Annotated in this window: 12 protein-coding genes, 1 tRNA gene and 1 rRNA gene (1 of these 14 cut by a window edge); 11 read left to right on the top strand and 3 right to left on the bottom strand. The window is 37.4% G+C overall.

Annotation, left to right across the window (positions count from 1 at the left end):
* Positions 1-54: 54 nt before the first annotated feature.
* Together DOK78_RS13225 and DOK78_RS13220 are read right to left on the bottom strand one after the other, a co-directional pair.
* A tRNA-Ser gene (locus tag DOK78_RS13225) sits at positions 55-141 on the bottom strand.
* A gap of 80 nt (positions 142-221) precedes the next feature.
* On the bottom strand, positions 222-1,025 hold the full coding sequence (locus tag DOK78_RS13220; protein WP_207941828.1) for a Cof-type HAD-IIB family hydrolase: 804 nt from the start codon (positions 1,023-1,025) through the stop codon (positions 222-224).
* Between the two features lie 285 nt (positions 1,026-1,310).
* Between DOK78_RS13220 and DOK78_RS13215 the strand changes: the two genes are divergently transcribed.
* Together DOK78_RS13215 and DOK78_RS13210 are read left to right on the top strand one after the other, a co-directional pair.
* Positions 1,311-2,750, top strand: coding sequence for an NCS2 family permease (locus DOK78_RS13215; RefSeq protein ID WP_207941829.1), 1,440 nt, complete (start codon positions 1,311-1,313; stop codon positions 2,748-2,750).
* A gap of 269 nt (positions 2,751-3,019) precedes the next feature.
* The gene (locus DOK78_RS13210) at positions 3,020-4,222 is read left to right on the top strand and encodes a multidrug efflux MFS transporter (RefSeq protein WP_207941830.1); all 1,203 of its coding nucleotides are present in this window, start codon (positions 3,020-3,022) and stop codon (positions 4,220-4,222) included.
* A 43-nt stretch (positions 4,223-4,265) separates the two neighbouring features.
* Here the strand turns inward: DOK78_RS13210 and DOK78_RS13205 are convergent, their stop codons facing one another.
* On the bottom strand, positions 4,266-4,469 hold the full coding sequence (locus DOK78_RS13205; protein ID WP_207941831.1) for a YjzD family protein: 204 nt from the start codon (positions 4,467-4,469) through the stop codon (positions 4,266-4,268).
* Between the two features lie 120 nt (positions 4,470-4,589).
* Here DOK78_RS13205 and dnaE point away from each other — a divergent pair, with 120 nt between their 5' ends.
* The 9 genes from dnaE to DOK78_RS13160 all read left to right on the top strand — a co-directional run.
* Positions 4,590-7,907, top strand: a complete 3,318-nt coding sequence (gene dnaE, locus DOK78_RS13200; protein WP_207941832.1) for a DNA polymerase III subunit alpha — start codon at positions 4,590-4,592, stop codon at positions 7,905-7,907.
* A gap of 163 nt (positions 7,908-8,070) precedes the next feature.
* The gene (gene pfkA, locus DOK78_RS13195; RefSeq protein WP_207941833.1) at positions 8,071-9,033 is read left to right on the top strand and encodes a 6-phosphofructokinase; all 963 of its coding nucleotides are present in this window, start codon (positions 8,071-8,073) and stop codon (positions 9,031-9,033) included.
* 75 nt (positions 9,034-9,108) lie between these two features.
* Positions 9,109-10,893, top strand: a complete 1,785-nt coding sequence (pyk, locus tag DOK78_RS13190; RefSeq protein WP_207941834.1) for a pyruvate kinase — start codon at positions 9,109-9,111, stop codon at positions 10,891-10,893.
* A gap of 227 nt (positions 10,894-11,120) precedes the next feature.
* Positions 11,121-11,675, top strand: a complete 555-nt coding sequence (locus DOK78_RS13185; RefSeq protein ID WP_207941835.1) for a YceD family protein — start codon at positions 11,121-11,123, stop codon at positions 11,673-11,675.
* A 57-nt stretch (positions 11,676-11,732) separates the two neighbouring features.
* Positions 11,733-11,912, top strand: coding sequence for a 50S ribosomal protein L32 (gene rpmF / locus DOK78_RS13180; protein ID WP_207941836.1), 180 nt, complete (start codon positions 11,733-11,735; stop codon positions 11,910-11,912).
* 191 nt (positions 11,913-12,103) lie between these two features.
* Positions 12,104-13,525: an NADP-dependent phosphogluconate dehydrogenase gene (gene gndA / locus DOK78_RS13175; protein WP_339076290.1), complete on the top strand. Its 1,422-nt coding sequence runs from the start codon at positions 12,104-12,106 to the stop codon at positions 13,523-13,525.
* A gap of 140 nt (positions 13,526-13,665) precedes the next feature.
* Positions 13,666-14,352 (top strand): response regulator transcription factor, encoded by a 687-nt coding sequence (locus DOK78_RS13170; RefSeq protein ID WP_016175539.1) that lies wholly within the window; start codon positions 13,666-13,668, stop codon positions 14,350-14,352.
* On the top strand, positions 14,349-15,863 hold the full coding sequence (locus tag DOK78_RS13165; RefSeq protein ID WP_207942612.1) for a HAMP domain-containing sensor histidine kinase: 1,515 nt from the start codon (positions 14,349-14,351) through the stop codon (positions 15,861-15,863). Before DOK78_RS13170 ends, DOK78_RS13165 begins: the two co-directional genes overlap by 4 nt.
* A 613-nt stretch (positions 15,864-16,476) precedes the next feature.
* Positions 16,477-17,945: ribosomal RNA gene (locus DOK78_RS13160) — 16S ribosomal RNA — on the top strand; it runs 89 nt beyond the window's last position.

Below are 17,945 nucleotides of genomic sequence, written 5' to 3'. Positions count from 1 at the left end.
CAAAAAAAGCTAGCCAGTTCGTTTTGAATTGGTTAGCTTTTTTGTTACTCGATAAGGAGAGTACGGGATTTGAACCCGTGCACCGTTTAACACGGCTCGCTGGATTTCGAGTCCAGTGCATTACCACTCTGCCAACTCTCCACAACGATTTATTTTCTTCCTTTTTTTCAAAAAATGCAAGTGAAAACAAAAAAGCCAGAGGAAATCCTCTGACTGTCCATTTATAGAGAAAGATATTTTTCAAGATAATTTGCTAGACCATCTTCATCATTGGTTTGAGTGGTTACATCATTTGCCACATTTTTCAATTGATCGATACCGTTACTCATCGCCACACCCCAGCCAGCATAGTCGAGTAGTTCTAAGTCATTGTGTTCATCGCCAAATGCAATAACATCTTTTTGATCAATGTTTAGAGAATCAGCAATCACTGATACCGACATCGCTTTTTGAACACCTTTTGGCACAATTTCCAAAATGGCGTTGGGACCACCCCATGTACGAACGTCGATTTTATTTTCAAACTGTTTTGTCAATGAATCAGAAACCTGTGCCGAAAATTCATGCTGTGTTTTGATTAATAAAGAAGTGGGATTTGTTGTTAAATTACTAAACAAGTTTGCTTCACTTACTTTATCTGTTGCAAAAAAATGGCCTTCAAAATCTTTTAAGTCATTAATATAAAATGTTTCGCGATTTTCAGCAGCGATAAAATCTAAATTTAATTTTTCTTTTTGTGCCAAAATTTCAAAAGCAATATCTCTTTCAATGGATAGTTCACGTTCAAATGCCCATTTTTGATAAGGTTTGTGGACAAGTGCACCATTGAAATTTACCATTGGTGTATCTAATTTTAGCTGACGGTAAAAATGTTCACTCATGCGAAAAGGACGTCCAGTTGCAATACTAACGTAGTGACCTGCTTGTGTTGCTTTTGTTAAAACTTCAGCTGTTCGAGAGCTAATGAGCGACTGACTATTTAATGTTGTTCCATCTAAATCGATAGCAATTAATTTTTGAGACATAAAAGGATTCCTTTCTGTTAATAAATGCTCACCCAAAGTGTAACATATTCTAACGATTTGACAAATGTGGAACCTTGCTAACACCTTGTAGAATCAAGTATGAGCAAAAGTGAATGGGCTAAACACGAACGATTACTATATTTATTAAAATATTTGTTAATAAAATGTTGAAAAAAAGATAGAAGCTCACTATAATCGGTAGTTGTTCAACGGAAAGCTTAAAATTGCCTTTATTTTCTTTTTTCTTTCCGATTGTTTAATTAAATTTAGGAGTGAAGATGTATCATGGAAAAGTTTTTCAAATTAAAGGAAAACAACACTAGCGTATCAACGGAAGTCGTAGCAGGGATTACCACGTTTTTTGCAATGAGTTATATTTTATTTGTGAATCCGTCGATCTTGTCAGCGTCAGGTATGCCATTTCAAGCTGTTTTCTTAGCAACGATTATTGCTTCAATTATTGGAACCTTAATCATGGGATTGTTCGCCAATGTTCCTTATGCGCAAGCACCAGGGATGGGATTAAATGCCTTTTTCACATTCACGGTTGTTTTTGGTTTGGGTTATACTTGGCAACAAGCTTTAGCAATGGTTTTTATTTGTGGATTAATTAATATTTTTATTACAGTGACAAAAATTCGTAAAATGATTATTCGTGCTATTCCCGAGAGTATGCAAAATGCTATTGGTGGCGGTATTGGTATTTTCGTTGCTTATGTAGGTTTAAAAAATGCCAATTTACTAAACTTTTCAGCTAGTTCAGATGTCATTACTAGTTCTGTAGTTGAAAACGGTGAAGCAGTAAATGTTACGATGAATGGTGGCATTGTTCCTGCATTAACGAATTTTAACAATGCACCAGTTATTCTTTCACTGATTGGTTTAGTGTTAATGACGATTTTAGTAGTAATGAATGTTCGTGGAGCGGTATTATTAGGAATTGTCGGAACAACAATAATCGGTATTTTAATGGGTGTCGTGGATTTAAGTTCGATTGATTGGAAAGCAAATTCTTTAGGTAGTTCAATTGGTGAACTAAGTACAACGTTTGGAGCAGCATTTGGACCAGAAGGCATGCAATCATTATTTAGTGATTCATCAAAGATCCCTCAAGTTATTATGACTATTATTGCTTTTAGTTTATCAGACACATTTGATACAATCGGAACCTTTATTGGAACAGGTCGCCGTACTGGAATCTTCTCTAAAGAAGATGAAGTGGCGTTAGAAGATAGTAAAGGTTTCAGTACAAAAATGGATCGTGCCTTATTTGCCGATGCAGCCGCAACGTCAATTGGTGCCATCTTTGGAACGTCGAATACAACGACTTTTGTAGAATCAGCAGCCGGAATTGGTGCCGGTGGACGCACGGGTTTAACTTCGGTGGTTGTAGCTGCTTTGTTTGCTTTAAGCAGTTTGTTCTCACCGCTAATTGCCATTGTACCTGCACAAGCAACTGCACCAGCTTTAATTCTAGTTGGAGTTATGATGATGGCATCGTTTAAAGATATTGAATGGACAAGCTTAGAAGAGGCAGTACCTGCATTCTTTGCATCGATTTTCATGGGCTTATGCTACAGTATCTCGTACGGAATTGCAGCGGGCTTCATCTTCTTTGCAATTGTGAAAGTAGTCAAAGGAAAAGCTAATGAAGTTTCGCCAATTTTATGGGTGGTTAACGCCTTGTTTATTTTGAATTTTATTATTTTAGCTCTATTAGGATAAAATGGACACTCTTCATTCGTTGAAGAGTGTTTTTGTGTCTAAAAGAGTGAAAGGTTGAAGAGTTTCTTTTAACATTCTATAATAAAAGTGATAGATTAAAAAAGTTTAATCATAAAGCTAATTTTTGCTAGAAGTAAAACACCCTCTTATTTGATTGGTTAAAAAATAATGAGATTTTTTTGTAACGAACGCTTCTCATGGGATTTCAGTTTACTGAACTTGAAAATTCATGAAAATAGTCTATATTTGAATAGAAAGAAGGTTTGTGTATGAAAGTAGATTGGAAAAGAAATTTATTGATTTCTTGGATAGGATGTTTCTTCACAGGAGCGAGTTTTAGTTTAGTTATGCCCTTTATTCCCATATATATTGAAGAATTAGGAGCCCCAAAAAACCAAATTGAGCTTTTCTCAGGTTTGGCAATTTCTGTCACAGCATTTGCAGCTGCTATCGTGGCACCGATTTGGGGAAATTTAGCAGATCAAAAAGGCCGACGTTTGATGATGATTCGTGCATCTATCGGAATGACTGTTACGATGGGATCGTTGGCATTTGTGCCCAATGTTTATTGGCTGTTAATTATGCGTTTTTTCACAGGAGTATTATCAGGTTATGTTCCAAACGCCACAGCATTAATTGCTTCTCAAGCCCCACGAGAAAAGAGCGGTAGCGCATTAGGGACTTTAGCAACGGGTGCCATTGCAGGAAATTTAATTGGGCCTTCAATGGGTGGCGCACTTGCCGAAACATTTGGAATTAAAAATGTTTTTATTATTACAGGGGTAGTTTTGTTTATTACTTCATTACTGACAATTTTTTTAGTAAAAGAAGATTTTGTTCCAGTTGAAAAGCAAGAAATGTTAACAATGAAGCAATTATTTGAAAAAATGACGAATTCACAAGTATTGATAGGTTTATTTATTACGTCATTAATTTTACAAATTGGAATTACGAGTATTAGTCCGATTTTAACTTTGTATATTCGTCAATTAAGTGGTAATGCAGAAAATATTTTGTTTGTTAGTGGGATGATTGTTTCCGTCTCTGGTATCTCTGCTATTATCTCTTCACCTATCTTAGGACGAATTGGTGACCGTATTGGTAATCATAAAATTTTATTGGGTGGTTTAGTTGCGTCGCTTCTTTGTTTCATTCCAATGGGATTTGTGCAAACGCCTTTTCAATTAGGTGTCCTTCGTTTCTTATTAGGGTTTTCTACAGGTGCACTAATGCCGTCAATTAATACATTGATTAGTAAAATTTCGCCACCAGAAGGAGTAAGTCGAATTTATAGCTATAATCAAATGTTTATGAATTTTGGACAGGTATTAGGTCCATTAGTAGGGTCAACAGTTGCTCACAGTATGGGGTATTCTTCGGTATTTTGGGTGACCAGTTGTTTTGTAGGCTTCAATCTTTGTTTATCGCTATTTAATTTTAGAAAGTATTTGAAAAAAGATACAATTAGTTGAAAAGAAAAAAAAACCAGTTACAATAAAATGTAACTGGTCTTTTTTATGCATGTTTTTGATCGTTTGATACAGATTTTTTTTCATCTGGTACAGCAAATTTTCCAATAATAATTACAAAAACTGCTGCAATGATAGAAGCGATTAAGGTCATTTTAAAATCGTAAGGGGATTTAGATAAAGCACCGCCAAGAAAACCCACGATTTGACCTAAAAGAATTGCCCAAACAAATGTTACAATGTAGTACATTGCTACACCTTCTTTCAAACTTGAAATGTTGCTTTTAGTTTACCACATTTTTAAGACTTGTAAAGATTTTCACGTTTTCTTTTTATGTTTTCAATGAAGAATAATCTAGGAGGAATCAACATGACACGTGCCGCTCAATTAACGACAAAGACGGCGTATTCTTTGTTACAAAGTACTATTAAAATTCCTCAATATGTCACTATAGCCAAACAACTAGGTTATCAGCAATTAGGGATAACCGATGTAGACAATTTACACGGAGCTTTAGAATTTATGCAAGCTTGTCAAAAAGTTGATATTAAAGGGATTGTTGGCTTGTTATTAAACTATCATTCTACTGAAACAGAACAAGAGCATCCCATTTTTCTATTTGCGAAAAATTATGCAGGATATCAACAGCTAATGAAACTATCCAGTCAAAAAATGATTACGGGAACAGTTACCTTAGAATCGTTAGACCCCACGCAACAATTGATTGCAATTTTACCTACACAAAATGAATTGAGTCAGTTATTTTCATCGGATGTTCCCTTGGCAACAAAACGCTTGAATGAATTACAACAATGTTTTGATAAAGACGCTTTCTTTTACGGTGTAGCGCCTCAGGAAGCATTAATGCCTGAACAAGTCGAGTGGTGGACATCGCAACAAGTACCTCCTGCAGCCTATCAATTGATTGATTCTTTGCACAATGAGGAAGCCTTTGCAGTCAATGTTCTCCAGCGCATTAAAGAAGGGACACATATCGATGATTTGCGTCAAGAATTACAGCAATTAACCGATAACAGTCTTGTTACAGCGAATGAGCAACAAGAATGGTATGAGGCTCATTTCCCAGAAGCTTTGCAAAATACGATAGCGATCGCTGATAGCTGTCACTTAGAATTACCGGTTCATCAAAAACTATTGCCCCATTATCCATTGGAGAATCAAACGGCACGTGAGCATTTACATGAGCTTTGTTTTGATTTGTTACCAAAGCGAGTACCACATTTTGATGAGCGTTATCACGAACGCCTGACCTATGAGTTATCTGTTATCAATAAAATGGGCTTTGATGATTACTTTTTAATTATTTGGGATGTCATGGCTTTTGCCCATCGCGAACAAATTGTAACAGGTGCTGGGCGTGGTTCAGCTGCGGGTTCTTTAGTAGCATATGTCTTATCTATTACCGACGTTGATCCGATTCAATACCAATTGCTATTTGAACGATTCTTAAATCCAGAACGGTATACTATGCCAGATATTGATTTGGATATTCCAGACAATCGCCGAGAAGAAGTATTATTGTATGTAAAAAATAAATATGGTCAAGAACATGTTGCGCAAATAGCGACGTTTGGTACGATGGCTGCTAAAATGGTTTTACGTGATGTGGGTCGAGTTTTTGGACTTTCTCAAAGCGAAGCAAATCGTTGGTCACGTGCAATCCCTAACGCGCTAAAAATGACGCTAGAAAAAGCTTATAAAGAATCAAAAGCGTTACGTGAATTAGTTGTTTTAAATGAACGCAACACACGAATTTATCAAGTAGCCAAACTGTTAGAGGGCTTGCCTCGTCATGTGTCTACCCATGCTGCCGGTGTGGTCATCAGTGACAACAAGTTGGCAGACATTGTCCCTCTACAAGCTGGTTCTGAAGAAATTTGGCTAACCCAATTTACGATGAATGATGTTGAGACAGTGGGATTGTTGAAAATGGACTTTTTAGGATTACGAAATCTGTCAATCATTGATGATACATTACAAGGAATTCGCCAACTAACGAAACAATCCTTTACACAAAAGGACATTTCTTTAGAAGATGAGCAGACCTTAGCCTTATTTCAACGTGGAGAAACAGCGGGTGTTTTCCAATTTGAGTCAGCAGGTATTCGCAATGTGTTACGTCGCTTGCGTCCTGAAAATATTGAAGATATTGCAGCGGTGAACGCGTTGTATCGCCCAGGTCCTATGCAAAACATTGATACCTTTATTCGCCGCAAACAAGGAAAAGAAAAAATCACTTATCCAGATGTTAATTTACAACCTATTTTAGAAAATACGTATGGCATTATGGTGTATCAAGAACAAATTATGCAAGTCGCATCTCAAATGGCTGGTTTTACGCTAGGACAAGCCGATATTTTACGTCGTGCAATCAGCAAAAAGAAAAAAGATGTTTTAGATGAAGAACGTCGACATTTTGTAAAAGGTGCACAATCAAAAGGGTACAGTGAAGAAAAAGCGAATGAAGTATATGACTATATCGAACGTTTCGCTGATTATGGATTTAATCGATCACATGCGTTTGCTTATTCCTTTGTTGGTTTTCAGATGGCCTATTTAAAAGTGCATTATCCAGCGCCTTTTTTTAAAGCGTTGTTGCAATCGGTTCGCCATAATCCGACTAAAGTAAAAGAATATATGAATGAAGCACAGAAACATCATATTCAATTACTTCCACCATCGATCAACCAGAGCGGTTATGGTTTTTGGTTAAATTCTTTAACTGAAATACGTTTTGGTTTAGGGACTATTAAAGGCGTTCGCCGTGATTTCTTGTCGGATATTTTAGAAGAAAGAAAAACTAATGGTCGTTATACCTCAATCGATCAATTCTTAGTTCGCTTGAATCAACGGAATAGTAAATGGTTAAAAGAAGAGTTAATTACTCCGCTAATTTCAGTCGGCGCTTTTGACGAGATTGAAACAAATCGCCAGCAAGCGGTTACACAACTTGAGGGTAAAATCCAAAATGTACTTTACAGTGGGGGAAGTATGGAATTGTTGGGGATGATGACGTTAAAAGACCAAACAATGCCAGACTACACTTTAGAAGAAAAATTAGCGATGGAAGAAGAATTATTAGGTGTATATTTATCAGGTCATCCTGTGCAACAATTCTCAAAAATCCGTCAACGAAAAAATGTTCAAGATGTAGCGGAACTGGTGACCAATCAACCAGTCCGAGTTTTATTATACATTAAAAATATTCGAGAAATTCGAACCAAAAAAGGCGAACAAATGGCATTTTTAGACGGAAATGATGCCAGTGGTGATATTTCAGTTACCATTTTTCCTACACTCTATCGCCACATTCGTACAAACGTTGCGTTAAGTCAAGTTCTGTATATAGAAGGAAAGGCAGAAACGAGCTCATTTAATGGTGAATTGCAAATTTTAGCATCGCGAATTGAACGAGCAAGCCAAATGGAAGAAAGCATTGCCGATAAAACATGCTATTTGCGAATTAGCGCACAAGAAGAAAAAGATGTCTTGCCCAATTTGGCAAAATTGTTGGTAGAATATACGGGAAATGTCCCTGTTATTCTCTTTTTTGAAGGGAGTCACAAAAAACAATTATTGGATGAAAAAAGTTGGATTGTTTTTACAGACAAGTCAGAAATGGCGTTAAAACAGCTATTAGGCGACGATAATGTCGTATTTCGTTAGTTTTCTGTAATTTTTCATTAGTTGTTTTCATTTTTTTGGTTTTTTTCTTCATAATTCAAGACATTTGTCACAATTAATGGTAGAATACTACTGGTAGTTAATGCTTATTAAAGCAATTAATTGGAATTTACTAAAATATAAATTTGATGAGGTGAAATTGAATATGAAACGCATCGGAATCTTAACCAGTGGCGGAGATGCACCTGGTATGAATGCTGCAATTCGTGCGGTAACTCGTAAAGCTATTTTCAATGGAATGGAAGTCTACGGAATTAACTATGGTTTTGCCGGTTTAGTTGCAGGTGATATCCGCCAGCTAACAATTGCTGATGTTGGCGATAAGATTCAACGAGGAGGAACGTTCTTATATTCTGCACGCTACCCTGAATTCGCAACCGAAGAAGGGCAGTTAAAAGGAATTGAACAATTAAAAGCACACGGAATTGAAGGATTAGTTGTTATTGGTGGAGATGGTTCTTACCATGGTGCACTAGCTTTAACAAAACGTGGTTATCCTGCAGTTGGTATCCCAGGAACAATCGACAACGATATTCCAGGAACTGACTTTACGATTGGTTTTGATACAGCAATTAATACTGTATTAGACTCATTAGACCGCATCCGTGATACTGCTACTTCTCACGTACGTACATTCATCATTGAAGTAATGGGTCGTGACGCAGGAGACATCGCTTTATGGGCAGGTGTTGCCGGTGGAGCAGACGAAATCATTATTCCAGAACACGAATTTGATATGGCAACTGTTGCAAAACGTATCAAAGAAGGCCGTGACCGAGGCAAAAAACATTGCTTAATCGTTTTAGCTGAAGGTGTAATGGGTGGAAATGAATTTGCAGATAAATTAAAAGAATACGGCGATTTCCACGCACGTGTAACTATTTTAGGACACGTTGTACGTGGAGGTTCACCAAGTGCGCGTGACCGCGTTCTTGCAAGTAAATTTGGTGGTCATGCTGTTGAATTATTACAAGAAGGCAAAGGCGGATTATGTGTAGGTATGTTAGACAATAAAGTTGTTGCTTCTGATATTATTGATACATTAGAAAATAGAAAACATAAACCTGACCTTTCATTATATGCATTAAACCAAGAATTATCATTCTAAGCAAATAAAGATTATATTGTTTTGAGTAAAAGGCATTAAGCTGTTATAAAAAAACGAATAGGAGCATAACATTCAATGAAAAAAACAAAAATCGTTAGCACATTAGGACCAGCTAGTAATACTGTGGAAATTATCTCTCAATTGATTGAAGCAGGAGCAAATGCGTTCCGTTTCAACTTCTCTCATGGGGATCATGAAGAACAATTAGCTCGTATGAACTTAGTTCGCGAAGCAGTAGAAGTAACAGGAAAAGATGTGGCAATTCTTTTAGATACGAAAGGTGCTGAAATTCGTACAACTGTTCAAGATACAACAGATGAAGACTACGGACGCGCTGGTTATATCAAGTTTAACGTAGGCGACATCACTCGTATTGCAATGGATCCAGATTTAAAAGGAACAAAAGAAAAAATCTCTGTAACTTATCCTGGATTATTTGATGATGCTCGTGTTGGTGGACACATCTTATTTGACGATGGTTTAATCGACATGGAAGTTATTGAAAAAGACGAAGCAAATCGTGAATTAGTAGTAGAAGTTAAAAATAATGGTATGTTAGGATCTCGTAAAGGGGTTAATGCACCAGGTATTTCAATCAGCTTACCAGGGATTACTGAAAAAGATGCAGAAGATATTCGTTTTGGTTTAGATAATGAAATCAACTTTATTGCTGCAAGTTTTGTACGTAAAGCACAAGACGTTTTAGAAATCCGTGAAATTTTAGAAGAGAAAAATATCACACACGTGCAAATTTTCTCAAAAATTGAATCTCAAGAAGGTATCGATAATATCGATGAAATCTTAAAAGTTTCTGATGGTATTATGGTTGCTCGTGGTGACATGGGTGTAGAAATTCCAGCTGAATTTGTACCAATGGTTCAAAAAGACATCATTAAAAAATGTAATGCTGCGGGTAAAGCCGTTATTACAGCGACACAAATGTTAGAATCTATGCAATCAAATCCACGTCCAACACGTGCAGAAGCATCTGACGTAGCAAACGCAGTATTTGATGGAACAGATGCAACAATGTTATCTGGTGAATCTGCAAATGGTTCATACCCAGTGGAATCTGTAGCGACAATGGCTCGTATTGATGAAGAAGCTGAAAAATCAATGTTGAAATTAGGCACTTATCAAATCAATCAATTTGACAAAACAGACGTGACTGAAACAATCGGTTTATCTGTTGCACGTGCAGCGAAAAACTTAGGTGTTAAATGTATCGTAGCAGCGACTGAATCAGGTTACACTGCTAAAATGATTTCTAAATATCGTCCAGATGCAGATATCTTAGCTGTAACATTTGACGAACGTACAAAACGCGGTTTGATGTTAAACTGGGGTGTTTATCCAACTGTTGCTGAAAAACCATCAACAACAGATGAAATGTTCGACTTAGCAACTAAGAAAGCTGTTGAATTAGGTTTTGCAGAAGAAGGCGATTTAATCCTTATTACAGCCGGTGTACCAGTTGGTGAACGTGGAACAACAAACGTAATGAAAATTCAATTAATCGGTTCTAAGTTAATTGAAGCTCAAGGTGTGGGTGGACGCGCAATCGTTGCGAATGCCGTTGTTGCAGCAAATGCAGAAGAAGCAATTGCTAAAGCGAAAGATGGTATGGTATTAGTTGTACCAACAACTGATAAAGAATATATGCCAGCAATCGAAAAAGCAGCAGCATTAGTTGTTGAAGATGGTGGATTGACTTCGCATGCAGCTGTTGTAGGTATTGCTAAAGACCTTCCAGTAATCGTTGGTGCGAAAGATGCAACAACAATTATCCAAGATGGCGAATTAGTGACTGTAGACCCTCGTCGTGGAATTATCTACCGTGGAGAAACAACAGCAATCTAAAACGTTGTGTTTAAAGCAGGGAGTTAATCATCCCTGCTTTTTTTGTAAAAAATAGCAACAAACAAGAGAATTCCTATAAGTAAATGAGATGTTTTTCATAAAAAGATAGCTTAAAAATAACAATTTGACTCTATTTTTGAAAAATGAAAAAGGTGTCAAGAAAATTTCATTGACAAAGGAAAATAACCTCTGTATAATAGCTTTTGTTGCTTAGAGGTGATGAAAAAATGAAATGGTCTTTATTAGAATTACGAAAATATCAAGACATGCCCCTAACGTTTGAAGAGACATTGACTCTTAAAAACGAATTGATGGCGCGAGACAATCAAATAATCGATTTGGCTCCAGTCAAAGTACAAGGAATGGTAACTGTAAGCAAGAAAGAATATATCTTACATTATACTGTGAATACAGTTATTACATTACCATCTACTCGTTCTCTTGAACCCGTAGAATTACCCTTGGAATTTTCAGTCAATGAGGTATTCATGACACCGGAGCAATATCAGCAAAGAGATGAGCTGCTTCCAGAAGAAGAGATTTTAATTTTAGAAACTCAAACATTGGATTTAGACGATTCTGTCGCTGATAATATTTTGCTAGAGATTCCGATGCAAGTATTGACTGAAGCAGAGCAAGAGTCAAATGACTTACCATCAGGTGATGATTGGGTAGTCCTCTCTGAAGATGATTTCCAACATCAACAAGAATCACAAGAGCAAACAACTATCGATCCTCGTCTTGCAAAACTATCCGCTTTATTTGAAGAGGAAGAAGAGTAAGATTGGAATATATCGCAGCCAATTCGGTTGCTTGCAATTTTAAGGAGGTGTAGCAAAATGGCAGTACCAGCTAGAAGAACTTCAAAAGCTAAAAAAGCTAAACGTCGTACACACTACAAATTATCTATCAACGGTTTAAACGAATGTCCAAACTGTGGTGAATTGAAAAAAAGCCACCACGTTTGCGGAAACTGTGGACATTATGATGGTAAAGATGTAGCAACAAAAGAAGATTAATTCATTTTTTCAGAAAATGAATTTCAAACCTTAGGCTAACCATGGAGCCTAAGGTTTATTTTTTTCATGTTATTTTCAAAAAATTCCAAAAATTTATCAAACTTAGAATAGTTTTCATTTGAATGAAAAGCATTTTGAGTTATAATAAAAGAGGTTAAAAATTTCCAATGATTGATATAGGAGGAGTACAGATGACAAAACAACAAATTGGCGTTGTTGGGATGGCCGTAATGGGTAAAAACTTAGCGCTAAATATCGAAAGCCGCGGCTATTCTGTTGCTTTATACAACCGTACCGGTTCAAAAACAGAAGAAGTGGTTCATGACAATCCAGATAAAAATTTAAAAGGAACTTACAGCGTGGAAGAATTTGTTGATTCTATCGAAAAACCACGTCGTATTGTATTAATGGTTCAAGCGGGCCGCGGAACAGACGCAACCATTCAATCCTTATTACCACATTTAGATCAAGGGGATGTGCTAATTGATGGCGGAAATACCTTCTTCCAAGACACGATCCGTCGTAGTAATGAATTAGCAGACTCTGGCATTAACTTTATTGGAACCGGTGTTTCTGGTGGAGAAGAAGGTGCCTTAAAAGGCCCATCAATCATGCCTGGCGGTCAAAAAGAAGCCTATGAATTAGTGGCACCTATCTTAGAAAAAATTTCTGCGAAAGCAGAAGATGGCTCCCCTTGTGTGACCTATATTGGTCCAGATGGCGCAGGTCATTATGTAAAAATGGTGCATAACGGCATCGAATACGGAGATATGCAATTAATTGCGGAATCGTATGATTTAATGCAAAACATTTTAGGTTTGTCTGTGGATGAGATGGCCGAAATTTTTGCCGAATGGAATACAGGGGAGTTAGATAGTTTCTTAATTGAAATTACTGCGGATATCCTAACACGTAAAGACGATTTAGGCACAGGGAAACCAATTGTCGATGTAATCTTAGATGCAGCTGGCAATAAAGGAACTGGGAAATGGACGAGTCAAAGTGCCCTAGATTTAGGTGTCCCCTTACCATTAATTACAGAATCTGTTTTTGCTCGTTATATCTCTGCATATAAAGAGGAACGTGTACAAGCAAGTAACGTTTTACCAAAACCAGCCGCGTATCAGTTTGAAGGCGATAAAAAAGAATTTGTTGAAAAAATTCGTCAAGCCTTGTATTTCAGTAAAATTATGAGCTACGCGCAAGGCTTTGCGCAATTACGTTCTGCTTCAAAAGAATATAATTGGGAATTACCATTCGGTGAAATTGCGAAAATTTGGCGTGAAGGATGTATTATCCGTGCGCAATTCTTGCAAAAAATTACCGATGCCTATGATAAAGAAGCTGATTTAGAAAACTTATTGTTGGATGATTACTTTAAAGACATTACTGCGAACTACCAACAAGCTGTTCGTGATGTGGTCGCGTTAGCCGTTCAAGCAGGAGTACCTGTACCAACATTCTCATCAGCCATTTCATATTTCGATTCATATCGTTCCGATCGTTTGCCAGCGAATTTAATCCAAGCACAACGTGATTACTTCGGCGCACATACGTATGAACGTACAGACCGTGAAGGAATTTTCCATTATTCATGGTATGACGAAAAATAAGAACAATTTTTATTAAAAAAGAAAGAGATTTGTCTATTATGAGAAGAAATAGACGAATCTCTTTTTTAATTTAGCTATCCATGATAAAATTGGGATAACATTTTAATATGTAATGACTGATAAAAGGGGAATATAATTAAATGAGTAATATTCTAATCATAGAAGATGAAAAGAACCTCGCTCGATTTGTAGAATTAGAATTGAAACATGAAGGTTACAAAACAGAAGTTCATTATAACGGCAGAACGGGTCTGGATGCTGCATTAAATAGTGAATGGGATGCAATTTTGCTTGATTTAATGTTACCTGAATTAAACGGATTAGAAGTGTGTCGTCGTATTCGCCAAGTGAAAAATACACCGATTATCATGATGACAGCAAGAGACTCTGTTATTGATCGTGTATCTGGTCTAGATCATGGAGCTGACGATTACATTGTGAAACCATTTGCTATCGAAGAATTACTAGCACGTTTGCGCGCATTATTACGCCGAATTGATATTGAAGGTGATAAGAATGTCGCTAAACAGACAACAATTACGTATCGCGATTTAACTATTGAAAAAGAAAACCGTGTTGTGCGTCGTGGGTCTGAAATTATTGAGCTAACTAAACGTGAATATGAACTACTATTAACTTTAATGGAAAACGTCAATGTAGTATTAGCAAGAGATGTTTTGTTAAATAAAGTTTGGGGTTACGAAACAGAAGTTGAAACAAACGTTGTTGATGTGTATATTCGCTATTTACGTAATAAGATTGACGTTCCTGGGGACGAAAGTTATATTCAAACGGTTCGCGGAACAGGTTATGTGATGCGTTCATGAAACGTTTGAAATTAAGAATAATGAAGATACGAGAACTACAGAAGCCCTCTTTGACTATCAAATGGGCTTTTGCCAGTTCTTTCTTTATATTTGTTGTTTTTACAATTTTTTCTGTTTTGACCTATAAATCAGCAGTTGCTTTATTTGTTGAAAAAGAACGTAAAAATGCCGAGCAAGCAACCTACGAAGTTGTCTCTCGACTAGCAAATGCTAATAGTCAATTGAGTTTGGTAAATACCTATCGAAATTTAACAAATAGTGCCAATGGTGAAAATCGCCTATATGATCGTACATCTACCTTGGAAGGTATCTTGATGAACATTGATCCATTTATTTCTGAATTAGGGCAACCAGAACTAACTTTATATGTTTATAATTTAAGTGAAGAGTTGATTTTTAAAACGAGAGAAAAGAATTTACAACTGACCCAAACAGAAGTGAAGAAACCTTCAGTAGTAGAAATTGACGGTTTGACAGGTTTTATTATCGTACATCCAATTTATTCCAAAGAAACACGAGAAAAAATTGGTTATGTACAAACCTTTTATGAATTAACGTCGTTTTATGCGATTCGTGAACGTTTATTGATTTTGTTGATCGTTATCGAAATTATTTCTATTATAGTGAGTAGCATCTTGGGTTATTTCTTATCTTCATATTTCTTAAAACCTTTAAAAATCTTACGTGATACGATGGAAAAAATTCAAGAAGATCCTCAGACAGATATTCATACTCCTAAAATCGATACAAATGATGAGCTAGCTGATTTAGCAGAAATTTTCAATGGTATGTTAGATCGTATGCGTTCGTATACTGAACAGCAAGAGCAATTTGTTGAGGATGTCTCTCATGAATTAAGAACGCCCGTGGCAGTCATTGAAGGACATTTGAATATGTTAAATCGCTGGGGAAAAAATGATCCAGAAATATTAGAAGAATCTTTAGCCGCGAGTATGCAGGAAATTAGTCGAATGAAAACTCTTGTTCAGGAAATGTTAGACTTATCGCGAGCAGAACAAGTGGATGTCTATTATGGCAACGAGACCACTCAAGCAAAAGAAGTGGTTTATCAAGTTTTCAATAATTTTAAGATGTTATACCCAGAATTTGTTTTTACATTAGATGATGATTTAGCGACAGAAAAGACATTGAAAATCTATCGTAATCATTTTGAGCAGATTTTAATTATCATTATGGATAATGCGGTCAAATATTCAACAAACAGAAATGAAGTTCATGTGTCTATTTCGAGCAATACCAAAGATTTTGAAATTGTGATTCAAGATTTTGGAGAGGGCATTTCTGAAGAAGACATACCAAAAATTTTTAATCGGTTTTACCGAGTAGATAAAGCACGGGCACGAACAAAAGGTGGGAATGGGTTAGGACTTTCGATTGCAAAACAACTTTTGGAGAGCTATAAAGGCAAAATTATTCCTGAAAGCAGTCTAGGACAAGGCACTATTTTTAGAATTTATATTCCAATTGCTAAAAGTACATCCGATTCCTAATAATTACTGGTGAAATTATCCGAAAGTTAATTTTATAACACGTGATTTTTGTGAAAAAAGAGATGTTTTTACGAACGTTAGAAGCGAAGTTTTTTTATAAAATTCGCTTCTAATTTTTTTTTGTAAAATATTTATATATTCTAGTTGCTTTTTGGTTTCAGACTTGCTATATTAGTAAATGTCCTCAACGACAAGTTCAAAAAATAATTTTGAAAAAAGTTGTTGACGAAACAAACAACAAATGATATTATAACAAAGTCGCCAAGAAAAAATGGCTAAAAACGTTGAATTATCAACGAAAAAAGTTAAAAAACTTGTTGACAAATAACATGATTGAATGTTATGATTTGTAAGTTGTTAAAAGTAGCTGAAAGAAATTGTTTGGAAAATTCTTCAAAAAATATTTTAAAAAAGTATTGACATTAAGTTGTCTAGCTGATAAGATATAAGAGTTGCTAGAACAGCAAAAGTAGACCTTTGAAAACTGAACAAAGCAAGCAAACGAACCAATTGTGTAGGACACTTCTATTAGATAGAAGTAACACAAAACAAGCAAGCAGTAATGCTAGCAAACGTTATTTATGAGCTTAACAATCGAAAGATTGTTTCAACTTTTTATGAGAGTTTGATCCTGGCTCAGGACGAACGCTGGCGGCGTGCCTAATACATGCAAGTCGAACGCTTCTTTTCCGCCGAACTTCGGTTCACTGGAAAAGAAGAGTGGCGAACGGGTGAGTAACACGTGGGTAACCTGCCCATCAGAGGGGGATAACACTTGGAAACAGGTGCTAATACCGCATAATGCTTTTTCTCGCATGAGAGAAAGCTGAAAGGCGCTTTTGCGTCACTGATGGATGGACCCGCGGTGCATTAGCTAGTTGGTGAGGTAACGGCTCACCAAGGCAACGATGCATAGCCGACCTGAGAGGGTGATCGGCCACACTGGGACTGAGACACGGCCCAGACTCCTACGGGAGGCAGCAGTAGGGAATCTTCGGCAATGGACGAAAGTCTGACCGAGCAACGCCGCGTGAGTGAAGAAGGTTTTCGGATCGTAAAACTCTGTTGTTAGAGAAGAACAAGGATGAGAAGAGAATGTTCATCCCTTGACGGTATCTAACCAGAAAGCCACGGCTAACTACGTGCCAGCAGCCGCGGTAATACGTAGGTGGCAAGCGTTGTCCGGATTTATTGGGCGTAAAGCGAGCGCAGGCGGTTTCTTAAGTCTGATGTGAAAGCCCCCGGCTTAACCGGGGAGGGTCATTGGAAACTGGGAGACTTGAGTGCAGAAGAGGAGAGTGGAATTCCATGTGTAGCGGTGAAATGCGTAGATATATGGAGGAACACCAGTGGCGAAGGCGGCTCTCTGGTCTGTAACTGACGCTGAGGCTCGAAAGCGTGGGGAGCGAACAGGATTAGATACCCTGGTAGTCCACGCCGTAAACGATGAGTGCTAAGTGTTGGAGGGTTTCCGCCCTTCAGTGCTGCAGCAAACGCATTAAGCACTCCGCCTGGGGAGTACGACCGCAAGGTTGAAACTCAAAGGAATTGACGGGGGCCCGCACAAGCGGTGGAGCATGTGGTTTAATTCGAAGCAACGCGAAGAACCTTACCAGGTCTTGACATCCTTTGACCACTCTAGAGATAGAGCTTTCCCTTCGGGGACAAAGTGACAGGTGGTGCATGGTTGTCGTCAGCTCGTGTCGTGAGATGTTGGGTTAAGTCCCGCAACGAGCGCAACCCTTATTGTTAGTTGCCATCATTTAGTTGGGCACTCTAGCGAGACTGCCGGTGACAAACCGGAGGAAGGTGGGGATGACGTCAAATCATCATGCCCCTTATGACCTGGGCTACACACGTGCTACAATGGGAAGTACAACGAGTTGCGAAGTCGCGAGGCTAAGCTAATCTCTTAAAACTTCTCTCAGTTCGGATTGTAGGCTGCAACTCGCCTACATGAAGCCGGAATCGCTAGTAATCGCGGATCAGCACGCCGCGGTGAATACGTTCCCGGGCCTTGTACACACCGCCCGTCACACCACGAGAGTTTGTAACACCCGAAGTCGGTGAGGTAACCTTTTT

It is taken from the genome of Enterococcus sp. DIV2402 (genome assembly GCF_017426705.2).
Taxonomy (GTDB): domain Bacteria; phylum Bacillota; class Bacilli; order Lactobacillales; family Enterococcaceae; genus Enterococcus_F; species Enterococcus_F lowellii.
The sequence above is the reverse complement of the archived record's forward strand: the minus strand, read 5'-3'. Positions and strand labels throughout refer to the sequence as shown.

Excerpts from the sequence above, each read along its gene's own strand:
- DOK78_RS13220 (WP_207941828.1), bottom strand. The coding sequence starts at position 1,025 with ATGTCTCAAAAATTAATTGCTATCGATTTAGATGGAACAACATTAAAT.
- DOK78_RS13215 (WP_207941829.1), top strand. The coding sequence starts at position 1,311 with ATGGAAAAGTTTTTCAAATTAAAGGAAAACAACACTAGCGTATCAACG.
- DOK78_RS13210 (WP_207941830.1), top strand. The coding sequence starts at position 3,020 with ATGAAAGTAGATTGGAAAAGAAATTTATTGATTTCTTGGATAGGATGT.
- DOK78_RS13205 (WP_207941831.1), bottom strand. The coding sequence starts at position 4,469 with ATGTACTACATTGTAACATTTGTTTGGGCAATTCTTTTAGGTCAAATC.
- dnaE (WP_207941832.1), top strand. The coding sequence starts at position 4,590 with ATGACACGTGCCGCTCAATTAACGACAAAGACGGCGTATTCTTTGTTA.
- pfkA (WP_207941833.1), top strand. The coding sequence starts at position 8,071 with ATGAAACGCATCGGAATCTTAACCAGTGGCGGAGATGCACCTGGTATG.
- pyk (WP_207941834.1), top strand. The coding sequence starts at position 9,109 with ATGAAAAAAACAAAAATCGTTAGCACATTAGGACCAGCTAGTAATACT.
- DOK78_RS13185 (WP_207941835.1), top strand. The coding sequence starts at position 11,121 with ATGAAATGGTCTTTATTAGAATTACGAAAATATCAAGACATGCCCCTA.
- rpmF (WP_207941836.1), top strand. The coding sequence starts at position 11,733 with ATGGCAGTACCAGCTAGAAGAACTTCAAAAGCTAAAAAAGCTAAACGT.
- gndA (WP_339076290.1), top strand. The coding sequence starts at position 12,104 with ATGACAAAACAACAAATTGGCGTTGTTGGGATGGCCGTAATGGGTAAA.
- DOK78_RS13170 (WP_016175539.1), top strand. The coding sequence starts at position 13,666 with ATGAGTAATATTCTAATCATAGAAGATGAAAAGAACCTCGCTCGATTT.
- DOK78_RS13165 (WP_207942612.1), top strand. The coding sequence starts at position 14,349 with ATGAAACGTTTGAAATTAAGAATAATGAAGATACGAGAACTACAGAAG.